The following is a 22,537-nucleotide window of genomic DNA, read 5'->3' on the forward strand; positions in this document are numbered from 1 at the left end:
ACTCACCCTCAAGCGAGCCGATGCTCCCAACGAAAAGTTGGGACTTCCTCGATGAAGTAGTAGTGCGACCACCTCGTGATGCACATCCTTACCGCCTCGATGCTGGGTCGCATTGCGTCATCCCAGGAAATAAGGGTTCTCTCCAGGATGTCCCAAAGGCCAACCGGACCACCCTGTCGAACCGTCCACCCCCCGGTGTCGTCCTCCGTGAAGGCGGCGAAGGACTCCCGGTCGGTGTCGAAGAGGTACAGCAGCTGCGTGCCGTCTCCGGCCCTGGCTCGGACGAGTTGGGCGCCCGGCACTGCCAATTGAGTGAGGAAGGCCGGCATCCAGTCCTCCAGAAGGGTCGGGGGCAGCTTGGTGGGGCGCTCGGTGTCGGCGTAGGCGGTTCTGGCGGAGAGGTCTCCGGCCACGGGAGCCAGGGCCTGTGAGCGGGCCTGCATAAATGAGGCACGGCCGATGATGCGGCCCTCGGCCGTGCCGTCCTCGCTCACCGTGACCTTTGCCAGACCGGTGCCGTACGGCCAGGAACCGATGGTGGCGAGGATGATGCCGCCTGGCTTGGTCTGGCGGATCCAGGTGTAGGGGATGCGGCGTACGGCGCAGGTGGCGACGATCCGGTCGTACGGCGCGCGAAGCGGATGGCCGAGAAGGCCGTCGCCGGTCACCGTCCAGGTGGAGAAGCCGATCTCCTCCAGGGCCGCGTCCGCGCGGGCGGCCACCTGCTGGTCCACCTCGACCGTGGTGACATTGTCCTCGCCGAGACGGTGACAGAGCAGGGCGGTGGAGTAGCCGGTGCCGGTGCCGATCTCCAAGACGTTGTGTCCGTCGGCCACCTCCAGGTCTTCGAGCATGCCGACCACGGTCATGGGTGTGGTGGAGGAAGAGGTGGGGACGCCGGTCACCGGCTCGGCCGTCCGGTCCGCGGTCAGTCGGCCGTCCAACTGGGTGGCCAGTGAGCGGTCGCTGTAGGCGATGTCCAGCCACGTCTCAGAGGCCGTGCCCAGGGCTGTCACCGGGCGCCAGTGTCCGCGCTCGGCCGGCAGGAACACCCCTGGATTGAGGAAGAGTTCGCGCGGGACCGCCTCGACCGCCGCCTGCCACCTCGGGTCCTTCAGAACGTTGGCCGCCACCAGTCGGTCAGCGAGCGCGCGTCGGTACGGGGCACTCTCAGGCAACAGCATCGGTTTCTCCATCGGCGAGCAGGTCGGCGAACGCGGCCGACATCTCCAAACCTGTCTCCTCCTCCAGCCAGGCCCACTGGCCATTGGGGTTCAGCTCCAGCCAGTGAGCCTCACCGTCACGGTCCAGGGCCAGGTCGAACGACCCAGAGGCCAGACCGTAGTGCTCCAGGTGGGCTGACAGGGCCATCGCCAGGCGATCCGGCAGGTCCACCACGTCGTAGGCGAGCCCGCTGTAGTCCTTGCGCCAGTCGAGGAGTTCGGAGTCGATTCGGACGGCGAAAACCCGACGCCCGACGATCAGCACCCGCAGATCCGCCACCTTGTCGACGCGCCTGGAAGAGATGGGGTGCGACACGCACCGTATCGTCCAGATCCTCCTTATGGACCGGCTCGGTCCATAAGGTGAGGTTGACGCCGTCGCGTTCGTACGGTGTCCAGCGCAGCGCCTTGTGGATCACCTGTCCGTGCTCGCGGATGAAGCGGCGCGCCTCGTCCGGGTCGTTCGTCACCAGCGTCGGCGGTACTCGTAGGCCCAGCGCGCGGGCCGCCGCGAGCTGCGCCGGTTTGTAGTCCGCGGCTGCATTTCTGAGCGGGTGGTTGACCCACTGGCGGCGGCGTAGGGCGTAGAGGACGCCGCCGAGCCCGTAGCGGACCTGGGCTGCGGCGAACCGTGCGTCCGCAGGCGGAAGATGGTCGAATGTCGGCCATGCGGGGCGGCGCCAGTAGATCGCTCGCACGTCGTCCAGTTCGACGGTTCGCGACGAGGTACGCAGCTCTCCTGTCATCGAGCCCGTGGAGGAGTCGACGCGACCAGAGACGGACACGTCCACGCCGATCTCAGCCGGGTTGAAGCGGACCACCGGAACCCCTCGCCGGTTGAGGTGGCCGATCACCATGTCCGCGGTGACGTCGTGCGGCTCGGTGGCCACCAGTACGGATCCTTTCTCGGTCACGGCAATCAGTCCTGCTGGTCGTCCTGGTCGTGACCCTGGTCGGGTTGCGAGTCGAGGTTGGTGGCCGTCGAGGTCTCGGTGCCGGAGCTGGTGCCGTGCTTACCCATCTCGACCACCTCGCCCTGGTTGTTCCGGAAGATACCGGTCTGGGTCGTCGGGTCGATGGTGACGGTGACGTACGGCAGCTTCCGCGTCGTGGGGTAGGGGGCCAGGCGACCGATGCCCCAGGGACGCACGGGCGTGAGGTCGGGCAGGGTGTCGTGTGTGGGCATGTTGTCTCCTCGGGCAGCCGTCGGGATGGGATGTGCCGTCGCTTCGTGCAATGCCACTTGGGTCAGAAGGTCACCCAGGTCGCCCTTGCGGGTGCGGAGCTGGATCGCACGTTCCTCGCGAAACGCATCACAGACGGGGCAGCCGTCTCTCACCGGCTGCGGTTCTCTACAGCGAGGAACGCCTCCGTGCACCGCGCGAGGTTCACCAGGTACTGCCAAGCCGTGTACGGGCTCGGCTCACCCTTCGGCATCTCCGCCAGGAGCCGGCTGCCGAGGCGGCGCATCACGCGCATCGCCTCCCGATCGTCGTTCTCGAACTCCGCGAGGAGGGAGCGAAGAATCTTGGTGACGGCCTCGGTTCGCTGCAACGTGCCGGCGAGCGACGGAACATCGAGGCGAGGGCGGACGATGGGGCGGATCTCGGCAAGGATCTGGCTGCGGTCGGGCTGATGGGCACTGCTCTGTCGGATCACCGTCTCCACGACTGACTCCAGGTGTGTGTTCGTCCTGTGACAGTCAGTAAACGGGTACGCCTGGGCCGATCGGCAGGAAATTCCGGGATCGAACAGTCCGCGACCGACCGGAAAAACTGACCCGGTCTTTACACGCCGCAGAATGTGGAGCACTGGCCCCCGTTACGGTGGACACGTGCCAGCCGCCAATCAGCAGCTCACCCGACGCATGCACGAACTTGGCCTCACGCAGGAGGAATTGGCCGAGGCCATGAACACGGTAATCGAACAGGTCACCGGTAAGCCCGGCACTGTCTCCGTCCGCACGATCCACAACCTGACGTCCGGCAGGACGCGGTGGCCGCAGGCGAAGCAACGGATGGCGTTGGAAGCGGTGTTCGGGTGCACCGCGACAGAGCTGGGGTTCTTACCGCACGCCAGGTCCGCGGTCGATCACCCGATGCCCGAAGTTCAGCACCATGAGGAGGAGCCTGTGCTCCGCCGAAGCTTTCTCACCACGACCTCCCTCGCCGCCCTCGCTCCTGCCGCCGTTGGGGCCGCAAGCACCTCGGGCCGGGTCGGCCAGGCCGATGTGAACCGGCTCGCCGCCCAGTTCGCACTGATCGTCGCCCACGACAACAAGGCCGGCGGAACTCATCAGGTCGAACAGGACGCGATCGGCTGGGCCCAGCGTGCGCTGCACCTTCAGAGGACGAGGCCCGCCTCCCAACAGGTACGGGGCCGGCTCTACGGGCTGGCCGCGGCTTTTACCGGCTCGGCGTTGTGGGCCGCCATCGACGGCGGTCGCCTGGACCAGGCCAAGGGGCACCTGAACGAGGCTGTCGCCCTCGCCGGCCTTTCCGGCGACACCTCAATGCAGTTCCGCATCTGGGGTCATGCCGGAGCTCTGTACCGGCATCTGGGCCAGTACACGAGCGCTCTCGCAGCCGACGAAGCCGCCAAGCGCACCAGAGCGGCCCGGAACCCCCTCTACGCCTCGCTGGTCCAGGCCCGGACAGCCGTTCACCACGCCGACCTGCACGATCGCCAGGCGACCCTGCGGTGCCTCGGACTCGCTGAGACGGCCTTAAGCCGGGCGGACGCCGAAGCGCCCCGTCCGACGTGGCTGAGGTTCTACGACTCAGCCGAGTTCCATCTTCTCGCCCTGACCGCCACCACCACACTCGGCCTGTGGGAGGAGGCGGAGGCTCATGCCCATCGCACGCTTGCGAGCCTTCGTCCGGAGATGAAGCGCAACCGGGCTCTCACCTTGGCTTACCTCGCCCACGCCCAGCTCGGCCAGCATGAGCCGGAGCTCGCGGTCGCCACCGCACACAGGATCCCCGCCCAGGCCCGGCACGGACGCACCGCCCGCCTCCTGAACGCCTTCGGGCACCGACTGCACACTCTTGCGCCCCATGCCCCCGCCACCCGTGACTGGTTTGAGAAGGAGCTTCTGTGAGTCTGGAGCTGCGGCACTACACCGAGGTCGAGCCGGTGCGGCAGACCATCGTGGATATTCATGTCGAAGTGCGACAGAGGGATCTGGGTCTCACTGCGCCCTTCTACTCAGCTGAGCGCTTTGACGAACGGCTGTCGGGGCACAGCTCGGTCGCCGGGTGGGAGGCAGTGATCGCCTACGACGGTAACGAGGCCGCCGGATTCGCCTACGCCACACCCCTCGGGCCCAGTACGCGCTGGTGGACAGCCATGACGACCGCACTGCCGGACGGGTACACGACCGAGACCGGCAAGCGCACGCTGGCCATTAACGAGATCGTGGTCCGACGGCCCTGGCGCGGCACCGGACTTGCGCAGCGGATCCACGAGGAACTACTCGCGGGCCGAGGTGAGGAGCGCGTCACTCTGCTCGTCAATCCAAAGGCCGGAGACGGCAAGGTGCAGGCCCTCTATGAGCGTTGGGGTTACGAAAAGATCGGCGAACAGCAGCCGTTCGCGGACTCTCCCGTGTTCGCCTCGATGATTCGGGAGCCCTTGCTCTAAGGGTGGTCGACCGACCCCTGACGTGCCCGGGCGGCAGCTCGATCGGAGGGAACGAGTTGCGTGCTGCTGTGGCGATCCCGTTGCCGGAGGTGTGGGTTCCGCCACTGACCCCGTGGCGTTCGGGTGCTGGACTCCGGGGATGTTCCTGCTGGTGCTGCTTCTCCTCGTGGTCGTGGTGGTCGCCGTTTTCGGGTTTGTCGGGTACGGCGGGCAGACGCTCGCCGCGAGTCGGCCGTGGGAAGACGACGTGCCGGGGATGGTGCGTGGGCTCGCCTCGCTGGCTGCGGCCGGTGCGTTGGTGGTGTACGGGCTGGGGCTGCTCGGGGTCGGTGGGGCGTTGCTGGGGGCGGATGACAGCGGGACCGACTCCTCGCCGGTGCAGGCCTGCCGTACGCCGGGGTGGTGGGAGCGGCAGCAGGCCGGGGTCGAGATCGTCGGGTATCACGTCAGCTGGGTGCCGGTCGGGTTCGTGTGTGAGACCAGCGACGGGGGTTCCTACGGCAACGGGGATGTGCCGGGGTTCGTGAACCCCCTGGTCGCCGGGTTCGGGCTCGTCGCCTTCGGCGGTGCCCTCTCCTCCGTGCACCTCGGGTCGCGGCGGAACCCGTAGGTTCCGCTACCGCGGTGTCAGCTGGGGCCGGCCGAACAGCAGGGCCCAGCCGTGGGGGAGTTGGGCGAGGACTCGGGTCAGCAGGGCCTCGCCGAGCAGGGGTGGGAGAGCGGTGAGGACGGAGGTGACGTCCCAGCGGGCCGTCGCCGGGGTCGCGCCCTCCATGCGGGTGGCCACCGAGTCCACGAACTCCGCGGCAGTCAGGGGGCGGGGCAGTGGGATCTCGGAGGCCAGTGTCGCTGCCGCCTCGGTGGGGAGGGCTCTGGCCAAGGCCACGCGTTCCTCTCCGGTGACGTGGCCGCCGAGGGCCGAGAGGACCGTGCGGGTGATGCGTTCCGCCTCCGCTCGGGTGCGGTACTGGCCCGCTTCCCGCACCGCGTCCAGCAGCTCCTGCCAGCCCCGGCTGGCCATCGTCGTCTTCGTCGTCGGTGTCGTCGATGTCGTCGGTGTCGTCGGTGTCGACGTCGGCAAGGTCGTCGTCGTCATCTCTCTTCGGTTTTCTCCTTCCCGTCCGCCGAGTTCACCGGCGGGCCGACCCGCGGGCCGTCGGCCCACGACGGCCGCGGGTCGCTGTTCCTTCGTCCGTGGGGTCGGCCGCTCAGCTGCTCAGCTGCTTGCGGTCGCCGCGGTCGCCGCCCGTGATCTGGATGCGGCGCGGCTTGGCCGCCTCGGCCACCGGGATGCGCAGCGTCAGGACGCCGGCCTCGTACGAGGCGTCGATGCGCTCCGTGTCCAGGGTGTCGCCCAGGAAGAGCTGGCGCGTGAAGGTGCCGGCGGGGCGCTCGGAGGCGATCAGTTCGGCACCCTCGGGGGCCGGGGAACGGCGCTCGGCGCGGACGCTCAGGATGTTGCGTTCGACGTCCAGTTCGATCGTCTCGGGGTCGATGCCGGGCAGGTCGAAGTGGACGACGAAGTCGTCCCCCGACCGGTAGGCGTCCATCGGCATCGCGGCCGGACGGGCGGCGGTGTTGAACACCTGCTGCGCGAGACGGTCGAGGTCGCGGAAGGGGTCGGTGCGCATGAGCATCACAGCTCACTCCTTTCTCCAGACGCTGACGCTACTGCGTGCGATGCGCTACGCCTTCTTATATAGCTCCGGAGAGGAAAGTTGACAAGCTCCGGCTCAGGTTCGGGTCGGCGGGCCGGGCGCGCGTAGGGTCGGACGCATGGCAGACATCCCCAGCTCCCTCGTCGCCGCAGGCGGACTCGTCGGCGGCTACGGCGTCGCCCGCTGGACCGGGAAGCGGCAGCTCGGCGGGGCCGTACTGGCCGTGGCCGGGGCCGCCGCGGCGCAGCAGTGGCGGCGGCGGGCCGGCGGCAAGGCCGCGGGCGCGCTCACCGTCGCGTACGTCGCCGCCTTCGCCGGGTCCCATCCGCTGGCCAAGAAGGTGGGCGCCTGGCCCGCCGTCCTCGGCGTGGCCGGCGCCGTCGGCCTCGCCTCCTGGGCCGTCGCCGACCGGCGGACGGCCGACTGAAGGGCCCCTGTCACTGGCCCCTGTCACTGGTCCGTACGGAACGCCCTCCGGTACCCCTGCGGACTCGTTCCGACCACCCGCCGGAAGCGTTCCCGGAACGCCGTCGGCGAGCCGAAGCCGCACTGCCCGGCGATCCGTTCCACCGGGTACGACGTCGTCTCCAGCAGGTACTGGGCGCGGCGCACCCGTGCCCGGTGCAGCCACTGCAACGGCGTCGTCCCGGTCTGCTCGCGGAAGCGGCGGTTGAGCGTACGGGTGCTCATGCCCGCGTGCGCCGCGATGTCGTCCAGTGACAGGTCGCGGTGGCAGTTGTCCTCCAGCCAGCTCAGCAGCGGCTCGAAGGCGGCCCCGGACGGCGCCGGCGGGGTGTCGTGGACGATGAACTGGGCCTGGCCGCCCTCCCGTTCCAGCGGCATCACGGACATCCGGGCGGCGTGCGCGGCGACCGCCGAGCCGTGGTCCTTGCGGATCATGTGCAGGCACATGTCCAGGGCCGCCGCCGCGCCCGCCGAGGTCAGGAACTGGCCGTTGTCGACGTAGAGCACGTTCGGGTCGACCGTCACCTCGGGGTAGCGCGCCGCCAGGTCCGGTGCGGCGATCCAGTGCGTGGTGGCGCGCAGTCCGTCCAGCAGGCCCGTCGCCGCGAGGAGGAACGCGCCCACGCAGACGGAGGCGATCCGGGTGCCGTCGGCCGCCGCGGCGCGCAGGGCCTCCGCGACGCCCGGCGGCAGCGGGTCCGGGGGTTCCTCCACGCCGGGCAGGATGATCGTGTCCGCCTCCGCCAGCGCGTCGAGGCCGTACGGCGCCCGGAGCGTGAACCGGCCCGCGTTCACCTCCTCCCGATCGGAGCAGACCCGCACCCGGTACGCCTCACGGCCGTCCGGCAGCCGCGCCCAGCCGAAGGCGTCGATCGGCGTGGAGAGGTCGAAGGGGATCACCCGGTCCAGGGCCAGTACGGCGACGGTGTGCATGGCGGGATCGTAGGCGTACGACCGGTTGCCGCCAACCGGATCGGCAGGGCTCCGACCTGGCTCCCACCTGGCTCCCGGACGCCCTCCCCGCACGCCCTCCCGTGCGCTCGGGCGCGGAGGCGTCGCGGCTCAGCGCGCTGGCGAGAATCCGTTGGGCCCTGGCACTATCGCCACTTCTGCGCGATCAACGGGCCCGTCTACCGTCACCGCCGTGACCAAGTTCCTTCTCGCCGTCCATGTCATCGCCGCGATCGTCGCGATCGGGCCCGTCACCGTCGCCGCCAGCATGTTCCCGCCCGCCGCGCGCCGGGCGCTGGCCTCGCCGGACGACCCCCGGGCGAGCGAGACCGTGCGACTGCTGCACCGCATCTGCCGGGTGTACGCCACGATCGGCGTCGTCGTCCCGGTGTTCGGGTTCGCCACCGCGAGCAGCATGGGCGTGCTCGGCGACGCCTGGCTGATCGTGTCCATCGCGCTCACCGCGCTCGCGGCGGTGGTACTGGTCGCGCTGGTGCTGCCGCGGCAGAGCGCGCTGCTGGAAGGGGCCGAAGGGGTCGAAGGGGCCGTCGGCGGTTCGCGCGAGGCGACCGTGCGGCTCGCCATGTTCACCGGGGTGTTCAACCTGCTGTGGGCTGCGGTGACGGTGTTGATGATCATCCGGCCGGGGTCCACCACAGGCGCGTAGTCCGCCACAGGCGCGTACTCCGCCACAGGCGCGTACTCCGCCACAGGCGCGTACTCCGCCACAGGCGCGTACTCCGCCACAGGCGCGTACTCCGCCACCGGCGCGTGGCCCCCGACCGGCCCATCGTCTCCCGCCCAGTCGCTACGGCGTCGCCGTCCCCGACCGTACGCCCGCCGGGGTCGCCGTCTCCGGGGTCGCCGACAGCGGCTGCGCGATGTCCTCCAGCGAGCGGCGTTCCGCCTTCACCGCCAGGAACGCCGCCACCAGGCCGGCTGCGCACATCAGGCCGGCGCCGATCTGGAAGGCGAGGACGGTGTCGCCGACCACGCCGGACTCGGTGAGGTCGGCGAAGAGCAGCGGGCCGCTGATGCCGCCGGCGGCGGTGCCGAGGGCGTAGAAGAAGGCGATGGCCATCGCGCGGGTCTCCATCGGGAAGATCTCGGAGACCGTCAGGTACGCGCTGGAGGCGCCCGCGGAGGCGAAGAACAGCACGACGCACCAGCAGGCCGTCATGGTGGTGGCGGTCAGCGAGCCGCGGTCGAAGAGCCAGGCCGTGCCGAAGAGCAGGATGCCCGACAGCAGGTACGTCGAGGAGATCATGATGCGGCGGCCGACCGTGTCGAAGAGCTTGCCGAGGAGCAGCGGGCCGAGGAAGTTGCCGGCCGCGATGACGGCGAAGTAGTAGCCGGTGTGGCCGGTCGGCACGTCGAAGAAGGTGATGAGGATGGTGCCGAAGCCGAAGGTGATGGCGTTGTAGAGGAACGCCTGGCCGATGAAGAGGGACAGGCCGAGGACCGCGCGGCGGGGGTACTTGCCGAAGACGGTCTTGGCGATGAGACCGAAGCCGATGCTCTTGCGCTGGTGGATGGTGATCTCACCGGCCGGTGGCGGCAGCTGCTCGCCCTTCTCCTGCTCGATCTCCCGTTCGACGCCGGTGACCAGCTCGTCGGCCTGGTCGCCCTGGCCGTGGATGAACTGCCAGCGCGGGCTCTCCGGGACGTGCCGCCGGACCAGCAGGATGACCAGGCCGAGGACCACACCGAGGGCGAAGCTCAGCCGCCAGCCGAGGTCCTTGGGGAAGATGGCGGTGTCCAGCATCACGATGGACAGCAGCGAGCCGCCGATCGCGCCCAGCCAGTAGCTGCCGTTGATGATCAGGTCGACGCGGCCCCGGTACTTCGACGGGATCAGCTCGTCGATCGCGGAGTTGATGGCCGCGTACTCGCCGCCGATGCCGAAGCCGGTGAGGAACCGGAAGAGGAAGAACCACCAGGTCTCGAAGGACAGCGCGGTCATCGCGGTCGCCGCCAGGTACACGACCAACGTGACCATGAACAGCTTCTTGCGGCCGTAGCGGTCGGTCAGCCAGCCGAAGAACAGCGCGCCCGAGCAGGCGCCCGCGACATAGAGCGCGGCGGCCAGGCCGGTGATCTGCGCGGAGGTGATGTCGAGGCCGCTGCCGTCCTCGGCGATGCGGCCGGCGACGTTGCCGACGATGGTGACTTCGAGACCGTCCAGGATCCAGACGGTGCCGAGGCCGATGACGATCATCCAATGCCATCGTGACCAGGGCAATCTGTCCAGGCGGGCGGGGACGGCGGTGGTGACGGTACCGTCGGACACGGGCTCCTCCTCGTCGAGACAGCCGACCTGTGCCGCGGCTTTCGGGAGCGGACCCTCCGGAGGCGGACTTCCGGAGACGGGCCCTCCGGAAACGGACCTTCCGGAATCAGCCGCGGCAGTTCCAGTCGAGTGCCCCGCGTCTGGCGCTCGTACGCCTGGTCAGGCCCCCAGCGCCCGCGCCACCGTGTAGATCAGCAGGCCCGCCAGGGAGCCCACCACCGTGCCGTTGATCCGGATGAACTGGAGGTCACGGCCGATGTGCGCCTCGATCTTGCGGGTGGTGTGCCCGGCGTCCCAGCTCGCCACGGTGTCGGTGATCAGGGAGGTGATCTCCTTGCGGTACGTCGTCACGACGTGCACCGCCGCGCCCTCGATCCAGCCGTCCACCTTGTTCTGGTGCCTGGTGTCCACCGCGAGCCGGGCCCCCAGGGACAGCAGGGAGGCCCGCACCCGCAGCCGCAGCTCGCTGCGCTCGTCCTCCGCCGCGGCGACGATCATGGACCGTACGGCGCTCCAGGTGGAGGCGATCAGGTCCTGCACCTCGCCGCGGCCCAGCACCTCGCCCTTGAGCCGCTCCACGCGGGCCCGGGTGTCGGTGTCGGACTGGAGGTCGGTGGCGAAGTCGGTGAGGAAGCGGTCCAGGGCGCCGCGGGCCGGGTGGGTGGGCATGTCCCGCATCTCGGCGCAGAACCGCAGCAGCTCCTTGTAGACCCGCTCGCCGACCTTCCGGTCGACGAACCGCGGCGTCCAGCCGGGCGCGCCGCCCTGCACCGCGTCCATCACGGAGTCGCCGTGCAGCACCAGCCAGTCGTGGGCGCGGGTCACCACCAGGTCGACGACGCGTTTGTGGCCGCCGTCCGCGACGACCCGCTCCAGCATCTTCCCGATGCCGGGCCCGATCTCCTGGGCCTCGGCGCGCCGGGTGATCGCCTCGCCGACCACGGCCTGCACGTCGGAGTCGCGCAGCACGGTCAGGGCGCCGCGCAGCGCGGTCGCCAGCTCCGCCGTGACCCGGTCGGCGTTGGCGGGTTCGGCCAGCCAGGTGCCGAGCCGGCTGCCGATGCCGACGGCGCGCAGCCGCTGCCGTACGACCTCCTCGGAGAGGAAGTTCTCGCCGACGAACTCGCCGAGCGAGACGCCCAGCTGGTCCTTCTTGCTGGGGATGATCGCGGTGTGCGGGATGGGCAGGCCGAGCGGGTGGCGGAAGAGCGCGGTGACGGCGAACCAGTCGGCGAGCGCGCCGACCATGCCGGCCTCGGCGGCCGCCGCGACGTAGCCCGCCCAGGCGCCGGCGCCGTGGTGGGAGGCGACCTCGGCGAGGACGTAGACCAGCGCCACGAAGAGCAGCAGGCCGGCCGCGGTGAGTTTCATCCGGCGCACGCCGCGCTGCTTCTCCTCGTCGGCGGCGCTGAAGGTGTTCATGGTGCGGGCGGCGGAGGCGGGGACCCGTCCGGCGGCCCGCGCCGCCCGGCCCGAGGCGTCCGGTGCGTGCGAGGCGTCCGGGGCCGCCGCCGCGTCCGGTGCCTCCGGGGCAGCCGCTGCGTCCGGCGCTCCGGGCACTCCCGTCGCTCCGGTCGCTCCCGGCACCTCCGGTACTTCCGGTTTCGTACGATCCATCCGCTCCACCCGTTCCCGTTGCCCCGCTATGACATTGTCCCTTCCTGAGCGACTCCTGGAACGAATCGAGAGTTCCCGGCGTCTGACCGATCGGGGAAGCGCATGGGAGAACGCCGAGGGCCCAATGGGGGGCTGGTTCAACTTCCCCCCGCCTTATGACGCATCATGAGGTGATCACATCGGAGCCTCGGGGGCTCCGCGCGCCCGAGGAGACCCACACCCGCATGACCAGGCGTCACGGTTATGCCCTGCTCGCTGCGATCACCGCCTTGATCGTGGCCCTTTCCACCGCCATCTACGTCGGCGTCTCGTCCGACGACGGCGCCGCCCAGCAGACCGTCGCCGCGGGGCGGCCGCCACGCAACTCCGCCGCACCCGCCTCCACCGGCACCTGGGTCGGCTCCTGGTCGGCCTCCCCGGCGGCGGCGGAGCCCGGCACGGAGACCACGGGCCTCGCGAACCGGTCGGTGCGCAACGTCGTCCACGCGGGCGTCGGTGGTACGAGTGCCCGCATCACGCTGTCCAATCTCTACGGCCAGCGCCCGCTGACCATCACCCACGCCTCCCTCGCCCTCGCCGCCGCCGACGACAGCGCGGCGGCCCTGCCGGAGAGCATGCGGCGGCTGACCTTCAACGGCGGCGACACCACGGTGATCGTCCCGGCGGGCGGGCAGGTCGTCAGCGACGCCGTCCGCCTGCGCATCCCGCACGACAGCGACGTGCTCGTCACCACCTACTCCCCCACCTCCTCCGGCGCCGTCACCTACCACCCGCACGCCCGCCAGATCTCCTACGCCGCCGAGGGCGACCTCGCCGAGGACGTCACCGGCACCGGCTTCACCGAGCAGGTCGAGTACTGGCGCTACCTCACCGCGCTGGACGTGCTGAGCAACGAGTCCGACGGCACGGTCGTCGTCCTCGGCGACTCCCTCACGGACGGCATCACCTCCACCGAGGGCGCCAACCGCCGCTGGACGGACGTCCTTTCGCAGCGGATCCGGGCGGCGCTGGCGGCCGGCCAGGACGTGCCGCGCTACAGCGTCGTCAACCAGGGCATCAGCGGCAACCGCGTCCTCGACGACGGCCTCGGCCGCCCCGCGGACAACCCCAGCGGCCTCAACCGCTTCGCCCGCGACGTCCTCGCCCGCACCAACGTCAAGGTCGTCGTCATCGACCTCGGCGTCAACGACATCCTGCGCAACCCGGAGCTCGCCGACCCGGACGCCGTCCTCGACGGCCTGCGCACCCTGGTCCGGCAGGCCCACGCCCGCGGCATCAAAGTCATCGGGGCCACCCTGATGCCCTTCCACGGCCACCGCGGCTACACGGACGCCCGCGAGGCCGTACGCCAGCGGATCAACGCGGAGATCCGCTCCGGCACGGTCTACGACGCGGTCGCCGACTTCGACCAGGCGCTGCGCGACCCGGCCGACCCGCGCCGGCTGCGCGCCGACTACGACTCCGGCGACCACCTCCACCCCAGCGACGCGGGCTACGAGCGGATGGCGGAGTCCTTCGACCTGACATCCCTGGCGGGCGCGGCCCCGGCCCGGCTGTAGAGACACCCGGCGGCCCAGCCGCCGCGCGGCTCTGTCCCGGCGGCTCAGCCGCCGCGGCTCTGTCCCGGAGACTCGGCCTCTGCGGCCCTATCTCGGCGGCCCGATCCTGGCGGCCCAGCTGCTGCGGCCCGATCTCTGCGGCTCGAACCTGGCGGCTCAGCCCCGGCAGCCCGATCTCTGCGACTCGAACCTGGCGGCTCAGCCCCGGCAGCCCGATCTTTGCGGCTCCAACCTGGCGGCTCAGCCCCGGCGGCCCGATCTCTGCGGCTCAGCCCCGGCCGCTCGCCCCGGCAGCTGACGCCCCGCCGCTCGGCCCCGGCGGCTCAGCCCCGGCGGGTCAACACCCGGCGGCCCGATCCCGGCCGCTCGACCCCGGCGGCTCAGCCCCGGCCGCTTGACCTGCGGGCATGCCACGGCCCGGCTTTCAGGAACACCCGGCCCCTCGATGCCTGCGGCTCAACCCCGGCCGCTCACCCCGCGGGCATGCGTGCCGCCCGGGGCGGCACGGGTGGGCGCGGGCGGCACCCCGCCGGCGCCGGGTCGCGCAGCCCGCCCTCGGCCGGCCACACGCCGGGCACGAGCCGACCGACCCCCACACCAGGCACGAGCCGACCGACCCCAGGCACAGTGCAACGCCGGGTGCGAGCCCGGCCCCGATCACCGCATCGCCCGCCCCGCCCCCAGCCCGGCGCTCACTCCTCCAGTTCGTCCCGGCCCGTCCTCCGCTCCAGCTTCTCCTGCCGGCGTTCCTCCTTCAGGCGTCGGCGCTCGGCGCGGGTCGGCTTGCGCTCGACGCCGACGCCGCCCCAGAAGGCGAACCCGGAGATGATCACCCGAGGCGCGCCGGGGTCCCCCGGGACGCCCTCCTCGCGGTGGTCGAAGCCGCCCATGATGCCGATGCCGCGCACCACGACCTCGACGCCGGGCGGCACCACGACGTTCATCCCGCCCATGATCGCCACGCAGTTGATGCGGACCTCGGCGGCCGCGAAGTCCGCCTCCCGCAAATCCAGCTCCCCGCCGCCCCAGAAGGCGAAGGCGGTGAAGCGCCGCGGCACGGTCCACCGTCCCTTGCGCTGGAACCCGGACATCACGGCGACCGCGCCCGTCGACGACCCCTCGCCGCCGACGATCCGCGCGGCCCAACCCGCGCCGCCCGCCGCGTCCTTCGCCGGGGAGAGAGGGGGGACGGCCACGCCCGCGACCGGCAGATCGCGGGTGATCGGCGCCAGTTCCCCGTAGGTCCGGGCCCGGTACGTGGCGTCCAGCCGTTCCTCGAACTCCGCCATGTCCAGCCGCCCCTCGGCGACGGCGTCCCGCAGGACCTCGGCGACCCGTTCACGATCGGCGTCGGAAGCGCGCAGCTCAGGAACATCGTCGGTCATACCCAGCAGCCTACGGACTCGCCGCGGCCCGCACTACGCGCTCGCCCGCTCCGTCGGCGGTTCGGGGACGTCCCTCAGGCTGTGCAGCATCTTCGCGATCACGGCCTCGATGTCCGGCTCCCGCACCGACAGATCGACCAGCGGGTACTCCGCGGCGATCCGCGCCACCAGCGGCGCCGCCGACTGGGCGGCCGGGAAGGCGAGCCACTGCCGGGGCCCCTCCACGCGCACCACCCGGGCGGGCGCGGGCGCGTCGATCGGCGGGAGTTCCCGCTCCAGGTCCACCACCAGGGTCCGTTCGCTCTCGCCCACCTCGTGCAGCCCGGTGAGCGGGCCGTCGTACATCAGCCGCCCGTGGTCGATGACCATCACGCGCGAGCACAGCTGCTCGATGTCCTGGAGGTCGTGCGTGGTCAGCAGCACGGTCGTGCCCCGCTCGGCGTTCAACTCCCGCAGGAAGTCGCGCACTCTGGCCTTGGAGACGACGTCCAGGCCGATCGTCGGCTCGTCCAGGTACAGCACCTCGGGATCGTGCAGCAGCGCCGCCGCGATGTCTCCGCGCATCCGCTGCCCCAGCGACAGCTGCCGCACCGGCACGTCCAGCAGCTCGCCGAGTTCCAGGAGTTCGACGCAGCGGTCGAGGTTGGCGCGGTAACGGGCGTCGGGGATGCGGTACATGCGATGCATCAGCCGGTACGAGTCGATCAGCGGCAGGTCCCACCACAGCGTGGTCCGCTGCCCGAACACCACCCCGATCCGGTGCGCCAGCCGTGACCGCTCCCGGGCCGGGTCGATGCCGGCGACCCGCAGCCGGCCGCCGCTCGGCGTCAGGATGCCGGTCAGCATCTTGATCGTCGTCGACTTGCCCGCGCCGTTCGGCCCGATGTAGCCGACCATCTCGCCGCGCGGCACGGTGAAGGAGATCGAGTCGACGGCCCGCACCCGGTGCCGCTCCCGCTTCAGGAAGCCGGTCTTCCTGCGCACGTCGAAGACCTTCTCGACCCGGTCGAGTTCGATGAAACGCTCGTCCATCCTTCGCCTCTCAGCTCCCCGTGCTCCGATAGGTGCGCAGCCCCGCCCGCCACGCCACCCCCGCCAGCGCCCCGCACGCCACCGCCACCAGCGGCGGGGTGAACGCCATCCACCACGGCAGCCCGAGCGGGTACGGCTGGTCCAGGACGTACGCGGCCGGCAGCCAGTTGACGAAGGCCAGCGGCAGCACGAAGGTCACCCCGCGCACCAGTTCCTTGCCGAAGATCGTCGGCGGGTACTGGAGCAGGGTGGTGCCGCCGTAGGTGAACGCGTTCTGCGCCTCCGACGCGTCCTGCGCCACGAACTGGAACGCCGCGCCCGCCACGAACACCGCGCAGAAGATCCCCGCGCCGCTGACCAGCATCACCGGCATCAGCAGCAGCTTCGGTGGTGTCCAGTCGATGTCCACGGTCACCAGCGCGTACGTCAGGACCAGCGCGCCCTGGGTGATCCGGCCCAGGCGGCGCAGCCCGAAGCGGTCGGCGGCGACCTGGGCGAGCACCGGCGCGGGCCGCACCAGCAGGGTGTCCAGGGTGCCGTCGCGCACCCTGCGGCCCAGCCGGTCCATGGAGCCGATCGCCAGGTCGGCGAGGCCGAAGGAGACGCTGGACAGGCCGTAGAGGAAGGCCACCTCGGGCAGTGCGTAGCCGCCGAGCGCGTCCACCCGGGTGAACATCAGCAGGATCGCCACGAAGTCGAGCGCGGTCGCCGCGAAGTTGCCGACGGTGGTCATCACGAAGGACGCCCGGTAGGCCATCGTGGAGCGGATCCACATCGCGGTGATCATCCGGTAGGCGCGCAGCCCGTCGAGCACCCGGTTCCGCGCCCCCGCGCCCTCCCAGGCAGCCATCTCCGCGTCCGCACTCGCACTCGCACTCGCACTCGCACTCGCACTCGCACTAGCACTAGCACTAGCACTAGCACTAGAACTCGCGTTCACGCTCTCAGCCACCCTGCACCACCACCCGCCGCGTCGCCGCCGACTGCACCAGCCGCCCCGCCGCCAGCAGCACCACCGCCCAGCCCGCCTGCACGGCGAACGTCGGCAGCGGCTCCGCCCGCCCGAGCAGCACGTCCGCGGGCGCCTGGAGCAGCGACGACCACGGCAGCGCCCGTACGACCTCCCCCAGCGCGCCCGGGAACACGTTCAGCGGCAGCAGCATCCCCGAGCAGAAGAACCCGGCGAGCCACGCCATCTGCACCACACCGGTGCCGTCCATCAGCCAGAACGCGCTCAGCGCCACCAGGTACCGGATGCCGAAGCCGACCACCGTGCCGAGCGCCACGGCGACCAGGAAGGCCAGCCAGGTCCGCACATCACCCGGCAGGGCGACGTCGAAGAACAGCGCCCCGAATCCGAACGGCACCACCCCGCGCCCCAGCAGCTGGAAGGCGGCCCGGCCCAGATCGGAGGCCAGCCACCACAGTTGGAGATCCGCCGGCCGGTACAGATCGATGGCGACATCACCCGTACGGATGCGCTCCATCAGCTCGTCCTCGAAGCCACCGCCCCCGATGGCGACGGCCGCCAGCAGGGCCTGTCCGAGCCACACATAGGTGACCGCCTGCGCCTGGTCGTACCCGCCGAGCTGCGGTCTTTCGTCCCACAGGGCGAGGTAGGTGTAGACGAGGATCAGCCCGAAGACGGTGTTGGTGAACACCCCGGCGACCGTCGCCGCCCGGTACGTCGCGTACCGTCGGAAAGCCCCCGCTGCGACGGCGACGTACAACCGTCCCGCACCCACGCCAACCGCCCTCCAGGCCCGCCCGACACGAAGCGCAGGAGCCTAGCGGGCGCCCGACCGGGGCTGCCAGGCAATTTCCGGCGGGACTCGTGCGGCATTCCGGGAACGGAACGCCCGGTGCGTGAGTCTTCATCGGGGGGCACTACAACCGAAGACGTACGAGGCGTACGGAGACGTACGCGGCGAAACAGGAGTCCGTGCACGACATGAGCGACGAGCCGCAGGCGCAGGCGCAGGCGCAGCAGCCGAACGAGGGCGGGGCGGGGGGCGAGCCGGCGGGCGGCAAGGCCGGACGGCCGCGGCGCACCGGCTGGCGCCGGATCGTCCCGACCTGGCGGATGGTGCTCGGCACCTTCGTGATCGGCCTGCTGCTGCTGGGCGGCCTGTTCTTCCTCGGCTACTCCCTGGTGAAGATCCCCCCGGCCAACGCCCTCGCGATCAAGCAGAGCAACGTCTACCTCTACGCCGACGGCTCCCAGCTCGCCCGTGACGGCGAGGTGAACCGGGAGAACGTCACCATCGGCCAGATCTCCAAGGACGCCCGGTACGCGGTGCTGGCCGCCGAGGACCGCGACTTCTACTCCGAGTCCGCGGTCGACCCCAAGGCGATGCTGCGCGCCGCCTGGAACACCGCCACCGGCAAGGGCAAGCAGTCCGGCTCCACGATCACCCAGCAGTACGTCAAGAACTACTACCTGGCCCAGGAGCAGACCCTCACCCGCAAGGCCAAGGAGTTCTTCATCGCGATCAAGCTGGACCGCGAGACGTCCAAGGACGACATCCTCCAGGGCTACCTCAACACCAGCTACTTCGGCCGCAACGCCTACGGCATCCAGGCCGCCGCGCAGGCCTACTACGGCGTCGACGCCGACGACCTCGACGCCGCCAAGGGCGCCTACCTCGCCGCGCTGCTCAACGCGCCCAGCGAGTACGACGTCGTCGCCCACCCGGAGAACCGCAAGGCCGCCGAGGCCCGCTGGAACTACGTCCTCGACGGCATGGTCAAGGAGGGCTGGCTCGGCGCCTCCGAGCGGGCCGGCGCGAGGTTCCCGATGCCGAAGGAGACCACCGTCTCCACCGGGATGTCCGGCCAGCGCGGCTACGTCGTCCGCATCGTCCGGGACCACCTGATCGACAACGGCGTCGTCGACGAGGAGTCCCTCGACGCCGGCGGCTACCGCATCACCACCACCCTGCAGAAGCCCAAGCAGGACGCCTTCGTGAAGGCCGTCGACGACCAGCTGATGGACGAGCTGGACAAGAAGAACAACAAGGTCGACACCTACGTCCGCGCGGGCGGCGCCGCCGTCGACCCGCAGACGGGCAAGGTCCTCGCGATGTACAACGGCATCGACTACGTGAAGCAGTACACGCCGAACGCCACCCGCCGCGACTTCCAGGTCGGCTCCACCTTCAAGCCGTTCGTCTTCACCTCGGCCGTCGAGAACGACTCCACCACCCAGGACGGCCGGCCCATCACCCCGAACACGATCTACGACGGCACCAGCGAACGCCCCGTCCAGGGCTGGGACGGCGGCCACTACGCCCCCGAGAACGAGGACTACGTCGACTACGGCGACATCTCCGTCCGCGAGGCCACCGACAAGTCCGTGAACTCGGTGTACGCGCAGATGGCCGTCGACGTCGGCTCCGACAAGGTCAAGCAGACCGCGATCGACCTCGGCCTGCCCTCCGACACCCCCGATCTGCACGCCGGCCCCTCCATCGCGCTCGGCACCGCGACCGCCAGCGTCCTCGACATGGCCGAGGCCTACGCGACCCTCGCCAACCACGGCGAGCACGGCACGTACACGATGGTCGAGAAGGTGACCAAGGACGGCGTCGAGATCCAGCTGCCCGCCCGCAAGACCCACCAGGCGATCAGCCGCGCCGCCGCCGACACCACCACCTCGGTCCTGCAGAGCGTCGTCGAGAATGGCACCGCGACCGCCGCGCAGGCCGCCGGCCGCCCCGCCGCCGGCAAGACCGGCACCGCCGAGAAGGACACCGCCGCCTGGTTCGCCGGCTACACCCCGGACCTGGCCACCGTCGTCGCCGTGATGGGCCAGGACCCGGTCACCGCCGAGCACAAGCCGCTGTACGGCGCGATGGGCCTGCCCCGCATCAACGGCGGCGGCGCGCCCGCGGAGATCTGGGCCCAGTTCACCAAGGACGCCCTCAAGGGCACCCCGGCCACCGAGTTCAACCTGGAGCTCCAGGACGGCGCCGAGGACTGGGTGTACCCGAGCGTCCCGCCGGCCTCCGAGAGCCCCGACACCGGCGAGAGCGAGGACCCCACCGACGAGCCGGAGCCCTCCGAGAAGCCCGAGGAGCCCTCGCAGAGCCCCACGGACGGCGGCACCCAGGGCGGCACGACCACCGGCGCCACCACCGGCGACACCACGACGGGCGGAACCGCGGACGGCGGCACCACCGACGGCGGCACCACGACGGGCGGCACCACGGACGGCGGCACGACGGACGGCGGCACCACCGACGGCGGCACGACGGACGGCGGCACCACCGGCGCCATCGTGGGGACGACGGCGGGCACGACGACGAGCGGGCGCCGCGAGTGACGTGGTGGCCGGGTGGGGCTCAGTGGCCGGACGTCGCCTTGAGCCCCACCACGGCCACCAGCAGCAGGCAGACGAAGAAGATCCGCGCGGCGGTCGCCGGCTCCCCCAGCACCACCATGCCGAGCACCGCCGACCCGGCGGCCCCGATCCCCACCCACACGCCGTAGGCCGTGCCGATGGGGAGGGAACGGGCCGCGTAGGACAGCAGCAGCATGCTGGCGACGATGCCGGCGCCGGTGAACAGGCTGGGGACGAGCCGGGTGAAACCGTCGGTGAACTTCATCCCGATCGACCAGCCGACCTCCAGCAGACCGGCGACGATCAGCAGAACCCAGGCCATGAGGCACCTCCGAAAAGACATGTCGCTTCAGCGGGGTGCGTCGTCTTTGCGTTCGGTGCCCGGTACGGCGCGTCTCGTCGGGCTGGGTGCTTCCCAAGCTAGCAAAACGGCACGGAAAAGGGCCGGTGACGATGGTCACCGGCCCTTCTCACCACGGATCCACAGGCAGCTCTACAGGTACAGCCCCGTCGAGTCCTCGGACCCCTCGAACCGGTCCGCGGCCACGGCGTGCAGGTCCCGCTCGCGCATCAGCACGTACGCGACCCCGCGCACCTCGACCTCGGCACGGTCCTCCGGGTCGTACAGCACCCGGTCGCCGGCCTCCACCGACCGCACGTTCTGCCCCACCGCGACGACCTCCGCCCAGGCCAGCCGGCGGCCCACGGCGGCCGTGGCGGGGATCAGGATGCCGCCACCGGAACGCCGCTCGCCCTCGCTGGTGTCCTGCCGTACGAGCACGCGGTCGTGCAGCATCCGGATGGGCAGCTTGTCGGGATGGGTGCTCTGGTCGTCTCTCTTGGCGCTCACGCTTTCGAACCTACCTGTCCTGCCTCAGCCCCTGCGCCGCCGGGTGCCGAGGACGAGCAGCCCCACGACACCCACGGCGACCAGCGCCACGGGCACCACGCGCTCCAGCCGCGGGGCGCCCTCGTCATTCACGAACGACGCCCTGACGTCCGTCACCACGCGGTTGACCTGGACGTACGCTCGACCGAGCGTGTGATCGATGTTCGATACGACCCTGGCCTTGGCGTCACCGACGATGGTCTTCGGATGCACCCGCACCCCGATCTCGTCGAGCGTCTCGGCCAGCACCTCTCGGCGACGCTTGATGTCCGCCTCGATCTGCGCCGGGGTTCTGGTGTCCGACGTGTCCGCCACCGTACGGCCTCCGAAGTCTGCGATTGCCTTGTTCCGGACAGTCTGTCAGCTCAACGGCTCACCGCACCGTCAGCACCCCCGGTTAGGCTTGCCGGATGAGCGAGCGACTTCAGCCCGGGGACGATGCCCCCGCCTTCACCCTGCCCGACGCCGACGGCAACGAGGTGTCCCTGGCCGACCACAAGGGCCGCAAGGTCATCGTCTACTTCTACCCGGCCGCCCTCACCCCCGGCTGCACCAAGCAGGCCTGCGACTTCACCGACAACCTGGAGCTGCTGGCCGGCGCGGGGTACGACGTCATCGGCGTCTCCCCGGACAAGCCCGAGAAGCTCGCCAAGTTCCGCGAGCAGGAGTCCCTCAAGGTGACCCTCCTGGCCGACCCGGACAAGCAGGTCCTGGAGGCCTACGGCGCCTACGGCGAGAAGAAGCTCTACGGCAAGACCGTCGTCGGCGTCATCCGCTCCACGGTCGTCGTCGACGAGCACGGCAAGGTGGAGCGGGCCCTGTACAACGTCAAGGCGACCGGCCACGTCGCCAAGATCATCAAGGATCTGGGCGTCTGACCCACCCCCCCCCCGACGGCCAGGCGTGACCGCTCGCGTTCCGGATCGTCGATCCGTACGAGTGGGGAACGCTTGGTCGATCGGGGGGTGGTATGGGCGACACGGACAAGTACGCTCGCGAGCTGCTGACGGCAGCCGTGGGCGATTCGCACACGTGGAACGAGCTGATGCGGCGCCTGGGCCTCAAGCCCAGCGGCGGACAGCGCCGAGTGCTCCAGCAGAAGGGCGCCGCGCACGGCATCGACACCAGCCACTTCAAGCAGAGCGGCTGGGGCAGCCGATCACTCTCCAGATCGACCACATCGACGGCAACTGGCTGGACAACCGCGCCGAGAACCTGCGCTACCTCTGCCCGAACTGCCACGCGCTGACGGCCACATGGTGCCGCAGGAAGTCCCGGCACGCCGGGGGCGGGCGTCCCCGTACACTGTGGTCACCAAGCGGCACGGCATAGACACATGTCCGCTTCGGGGCGGTCGTGGCGAAATAGGCGATACGCGCGGGTTTTAGGTGCCCGTGGGAGAAATCCCGTGTGGGTTCGAGTCCCACCGACCGCACTCGCCTGACGAGGGCTCGGCAACGCACTGTGCGAACCGAGCCCTTCGC

General features: G+C 70.7%; 24 protein-coding genes, 1 tRNA gene, 1 pseudogene and 1 riboswitch. Of the genes and pseudogenes, 10 read left to right on the forward strand and 16 right to left on the reverse strand.

Going from position 1 to position 22,537, the window contains the following annotated elements; genetic code table 11:
* Window positions 1–8: 8 nt before the first annotated feature.
* The 4 genes and pseudogenes from tgmC to ABT232_RS02080 all read right to left on the reverse strand — a co-directional run bounded on the left by tgmC (window position 9) and on the right by ABT232_RS02080 (window position 2,891).
* Complete coding sequence (gene tgmC, locus ABT232_RS02065) at window positions 9–1,184, reverse strand: ATP-grasp peptide maturase system methyltransferase (protein WP_351834481.1); 1,176 nt, start codon at window positions 1,182–1,184, stop codon at window positions 9–11.
* A pseudogene (tgmB, locus tag ABT232_RS02070) lies at window positions 1,171–2,137 on the reverse strand (ATP-grasp ribosomal peptide maturase). The gene tgmC and the pseudogene tgmB overlap by 14 nt, the downstream one beginning before the upstream one ends.
* A gap of 5 nt (window positions 2,138–2,142) precedes the next feature.
* A complete protein-coding gene (gene tgmA, locus ABT232_RS02075) occupies window positions 2,143–2,409 on the reverse strand; it encodes a putative ATP-grasp-modified RiPP (RefSeq protein ID WP_351834484.1) in 267 nt (88 codons plus the stop codon).
* 149 nt (window positions 2,410–2,558) lie between these two features.
* Window positions 2,559–2,891 (reverse strand): hypothetical protein, encoded by a 333-nt coding sequence (locus ABT232_RS02080; protein WP_351834487.1) that lies wholly within the window; start codon window positions 2,889–2,891, stop codon window positions 2,559–2,561.
* A 166-nt stretch (window positions 2,892–3,057) separates the two neighbouring features.
* On the opposite strand from ABT232_RS02080, the gene ABT232_RS02085 reads away from it, so the two are divergent.
* From ABT232_RS02085 to ABT232_RS02095, 3 genes are all read left to right on the forward strand, one after another.
* Complete coding sequence (locus ABT232_RS02085) at window positions 3,058–4,323, forward strand: NsdA family TPR-like regulatory protein (protein ID WP_351834490.1); 1,266 nt, start codon at window positions 3,058–3,060, stop codon at window positions 4,321–4,323.
* Window positions 4,320–4,865 carry a GNAT family N-acetyltransferase gene (locus ABT232_RS02090; RefSeq protein WP_351834493.1) on the forward strand — a complete coding sequence of 182 codons (546 nt, stop codon included), beginning with the start codon at window positions 4,320–4,322 and terminating at the stop codon, window positions 4,863–4,865. Before ABT232_RS02085 ends, ABT232_RS02090 begins: the two co-directional genes overlap by 4 nt.
* Window positions 4,866–5,004: 139 nt before the next feature.
* Window positions 5,005–5,475 carry a hypothetical protein gene (locus tag ABT232_RS02095; RefSeq protein WP_351834496.1) on the forward strand — a complete coding sequence of 157 codons (471 nt, stop codon included), beginning with the start codon at window positions 5,005–5,007 and terminating at the stop codon, window positions 5,473–5,475.
* 6 nt (window positions 5,476–5,481) lie between these two features.
* Here ABT232_RS02095 and ABT232_RS02100 read toward each other — a convergent pair whose 3' ends face one another.
* Window positions 5,482–5,961, reverse strand: coding sequence for a DUF2267 domain-containing protein (locus tag ABT232_RS02100; RefSeq protein WP_450872112.1), 480 nt, complete (start codon window positions 5,959–5,961; stop codon window positions 5,482–5,484).
* A gap of 112 nt (window positions 5,962–6,073) precedes the next feature.
* Window positions 6,074–6,502 carry an Hsp20/alpha crystallin family protein gene (locus ABT232_RS02105; protein ID WP_351834499.1) on the reverse strand — a complete coding sequence of 143 codons (429 nt, stop codon included), beginning with the start codon at window positions 6,500–6,502 and terminating at the stop codon, window positions 6,074–6,076.
* A gap of 139 nt (window positions 6,503–6,641) precedes the next feature.
* Between ABT232_RS02105 and ABT232_RS02110 the strand changes: the two genes are divergently transcribed.
* Window positions 6,642–6,950 carry a hypothetical protein gene (locus ABT232_RS02110; protein ID WP_351834501.1) on the forward strand — a complete coding sequence of 103 codons (309 nt, stop codon included), beginning with the start codon at window positions 6,642–6,644 and terminating at the stop codon, window positions 6,948–6,950.
* Window positions 6,951–6,973: 23 nt separating this feature from the next.
* Here the strand turns inward: ABT232_RS02110 and ABT232_RS02115 are convergent, their stop codons facing one another.
* Window positions 6,974–7,921 carry a GlxA family transcriptional regulator gene (locus tag ABT232_RS02115; protein ID WP_351834504.1) on the reverse strand — a complete coding sequence of 316 codons (948 nt, stop codon included), beginning with the start codon at window positions 7,919–7,921 and terminating at the stop codon, window positions 6,974–6,976.
* A 211-nt stretch (window positions 7,922–8,132) separates the two neighbouring features.
* Here ABT232_RS02115 and ABT232_RS02120 point away from each other — a divergent pair, with 211 nt between their 5' ends.
* Window positions 8,133–8,606, forward strand: coding sequence for a DUF2269 family protein (locus ABT232_RS02120; protein WP_351834507.1), 474 nt, complete (start codon window positions 8,133–8,135; stop codon window positions 8,604–8,606).
* 141 nt (window positions 8,607–8,747) lie between these two features.
* On the opposite strand, the gene ABT232_RS02125 is transcribed toward ABT232_RS02120, so the two are convergent.
* Window positions 8,748–10,229: an MFS transporter gene (locus ABT232_RS02125; protein WP_351834510.1), complete on the reverse strand. Its 1,482-nt coding sequence runs from the start codon at window positions 10,227–10,229 to the stop codon at window positions 8,748–8,750.
* 159 nt (window positions 10,230–10,388) lie between these two features.
* On the reverse strand, window positions 10,389–11,846 hold the full coding sequence (locus ABT232_RS02130) for a DUF445 domain-containing protein (RefSeq protein WP_450872111.1): 1,458 nt from the start codon (window positions 11,844–11,846) through the stop codon (window positions 10,389–10,391).
* Window positions 11,847–12,070: 224 nt separating this feature from the next.
* Here ABT232_RS02130 and ABT232_RS02135 point away from each other — a divergent pair, with 224 nt between their 5' ends.
* On the forward strand, window positions 12,071–13,405 hold the full coding sequence (locus tag ABT232_RS02135; protein WP_351834513.1) for an SGNH/GDSL hydrolase family protein: 1,335 nt from the start codon (window positions 12,071–12,073) through the stop codon (window positions 13,403–13,405).
* Between the two features lie 692 nt (window positions 13,406–14,097).
* On the opposite strand, the gene ABT232_RS02140 is transcribed toward ABT232_RS02135, so the two are convergent.
* From ABT232_RS02140 to ABT232_RS02155, 4 genes are all read right to left on the reverse strand, one after another.
* Window positions 14,098–14,790: a DUF1707 SHOCT-like domain-containing protein gene (locus ABT232_RS02140; RefSeq protein ID WP_351834516.1), complete on the reverse strand. Its 693-nt coding sequence runs from the start codon at window positions 14,788–14,790 to the stop codon at window positions 14,098–14,100.
* A gap of 33 nt (window positions 14,791–14,823) precedes the next feature.
* Window positions 14,824–15,822, reverse strand: a complete 999-nt coding sequence (locus ABT232_RS02145) for an ABC transporter ATP-binding protein (protein WP_351834519.1) — start codon at window positions 15,820–15,822, stop codon at window positions 14,824–14,826.
* A gap of 10 nt (window positions 15,823–15,832) precedes the next feature.
* Entirely contained in the window at window positions 15,833–16,672 is an 840-nt protein-coding gene (locus tag ABT232_RS02150) for an ABC transporter permease (RefSeq protein WP_351834522.1), read from the reverse strand.
* A gap of 94 nt (window positions 16,673–16,766) precedes the next feature.
* Window positions 16,767–17,567, reverse strand: coding sequence for an ABC transporter permease (locus ABT232_RS02155; RefSeq protein WP_351834525.1), 801 nt, complete (start codon window positions 17,565–17,567; stop codon window positions 16,767–16,769).
* Window positions 17,568–17,773: 206 nt separating this feature from the next.
* Here ABT232_RS02155 and ABT232_RS02160 point away from each other — a divergent pair, with 206 nt between their 5' ends.
* A complete protein-coding gene (locus ABT232_RS02160; protein ID WP_351834527.1) occupies window positions 17,774–20,146 on the forward strand; it encodes a transglycosylase domain-containing protein in 2,373 nt (790 codons plus the stop codon).
* Window positions 20,147–20,165: 19 nt separating this feature from the next.
* Here ABT232_RS02160 and ABT232_RS02165 read toward each other — a convergent pair whose 3' ends face one another.
* The 3 genes from ABT232_RS02165 to ABT232_RS02175 form a co-directional block, all read right to left on the reverse strand.
* Window positions 20,166–20,486: a DMT family transporter gene (locus ABT232_RS02165; RefSeq protein WP_086168080.1), complete on the reverse strand. Its 321-nt coding sequence runs from the start codon at window positions 20,484–20,486 to the stop codon at window positions 20,166–20,168.
* A 34-nt stretch (window positions 20,487–20,520) separates the two neighbouring features.
* Window positions 20,521–20,588, reverse strand: a riboswitch (guanidine-III (ykkC-III) riboswitch).
* 69 nt (window positions 20,589–20,657) lie between these two features.
* Window positions 20,658–20,960 (reverse strand): GroES family chaperonin, encoded by a 303-nt coding sequence (locus ABT232_RS02170; protein WP_450872113.1) that lies wholly within the window; start codon window positions 20,958–20,960, stop codon window positions 20,658–20,660.
* Between the two features lie 78 nt (window positions 20,961–21,038).
* A complete protein-coding gene (locus ABT232_RS02175) occupies window positions 21,039–21,368 on the reverse strand; it encodes a DUF3618 domain-containing protein (RefSeq protein ID WP_351834534.1) in 330 nt (109 codons plus the stop codon).
* Window positions 21,369–21,463: 95 nt separating this feature from the next.
* Between ABT232_RS02175 and bcp the strand changes: the two genes are divergently transcribed.
* The 3 genes from bcp to ABT232_RS02190 all read left to right on the forward strand — a co-directional run bounded on the left by bcp (window position 21,464) and on the right by ABT232_RS02190 (window position 22,488).
* Window positions 21,464–21,931 carry a thioredoxin-dependent thiol peroxidase gene (gene bcp, locus ABT232_RS02180; RefSeq protein ID WP_351834537.1) on the forward strand — a complete coding sequence of 156 codons (468 nt, stop codon included), beginning with the start codon at window positions 21,464–21,466 and terminating at the stop codon, window positions 21,929–21,931.
* Between the two features lie 92 nt (window positions 21,932–22,023).
* Window positions 22,024–22,302, forward strand: coding sequence for a hypothetical protein (locus ABT232_RS38415; RefSeq protein ID WP_502975314.1), 279 nt, complete (start codon window positions 22,024–22,026; stop codon window positions 22,300–22,302).
* 101 nt (window positions 22,303–22,403) lie between these two features.
* Window positions 22,404–22,488, forward strand: a tRNA-Leu gene (locus ABT232_RS02190).
* Window positions 22,489–22,537: the final 49 nt, after the last annotated feature.

Origin of the sequence: Streptomyces sp. NPDC001532, from assembly GCF_040298625.1 — a bacterium.
Taxonomy (GTDB): domain Bacteria; phylum Actinomycetota; class Actinomycetes; order Streptomycetales; family Streptomycetaceae; genus Streptomyces.

Coding starts and splice junctions, on each gene's coding strand:
- ABT232_RS02100 (WP_450872112.1), bottom strand. CDS start 5,961: ATGACGACGACGACCTTGCCGACGTCGACACCGACGACACCGACGACA.
- ABT232_RS38415 (WP_502975314.1), top strand. CDS start 22,024: ATGGGCGACACGGACAAGTACGCTCGCGAGCTGCTGACGGCAGCCGTG.
- ABT232_RS02110 (WP_351834501.1), top strand. CDS start 6,642: ATGGCAGACATCCCCAGCTCCCTCGTCGCCGCAGGCGGACTCGTCGGC.
- ABT232_RS02130 (WP_450872111.1), bottom strand. CDS start 11,846: ATGGATCGTACGAAACCGGAAGTACCGGAGGTGCCGGGAGCGACCGGA.
- ABT232_RS02140 (WP_351834516.1), bottom strand. CDS start 14,790: ATGACCGACGATGTTCCTGAGCTGCGCGCTTCCGACGCCGATCGTGAA.
- tgmC (WP_351834481.1), bottom strand. CDS start 1,184: ATGCTGTTGCCTGAGAGTGCCCCGTACCGACGCGCGCTCGCTGACCGA.
- ABT232_RS02105 (WP_351834499.1), bottom strand. CDS start 6,502: ATGCTCATGCGCACCGACCCCTTCCGCGACCTCGACCGTCTCGCGCAG.
- ABT232_RS02165 (WP_086168080.1), bottom strand. CDS start 20,486: ATGGCCTGGGTTCTGCTGATCGTCGCCGGTCTGCTGGAGGTCGGCTGG.
- ABT232_RS02160 (WP_351834527.1), top strand. CDS start 17,774: ATGAGCGACGAGCCGCAGGCGCAGGCGCAGGCGCAGCAGCCGAACGAG.
- ABT232_RS02095 (WP_351834496.1), top strand. CDS start 5,005: ATGTTCCTGCTGGTGCTGCTTCTCCTCGTGGTCGTGGTGGTCGCCGTT.
- ABT232_RS02135 (WP_351834513.1), top strand. CDS start 12,071: ATGACCAGGCGTCACGGTTATGCCCTGCTCGCTGCGATCACCGCCTTG.
- bcp (WP_351834537.1), top strand. CDS start 21,464: ATGAGCGAGCGACTTCAGCCCGGGGACGATGCCCCCGCCTTCACCCTG.
- ABT232_RS02170 (WP_450872113.1), bottom strand. CDS start 20,960: ATGCTGCACGACCGCGTGCTCGTACGGCAGGACACCAGCGAGGGCGAG.
- tgmA (WP_351834484.1), bottom strand. CDS start 2,409: ATGCCCACACACGACACCCTGCCCGACCTCACGCCCGTGCGTCCCTGG.
- ABT232_RS02150 (WP_351834522.1), bottom strand. CDS start 16,672: ATGGCTGCCTGGGAGGGCGCGGGGGCGCGGAACCGGGTGCTCGACGGG.
- ABT232_RS02145 (WP_351834519.1), bottom strand. CDS start 15,822: ATGGACGAGCGTTTCATCGAACTCGACCGGGTCGAGAAGGTCTTCGAC.
- ABT232_RS02115 (WP_351834504.1), bottom strand. CDS start 7,921: ATGCACACCGTCGCCGTACTGGCCCTGGACCGGGTGATCCCCTTCGAC.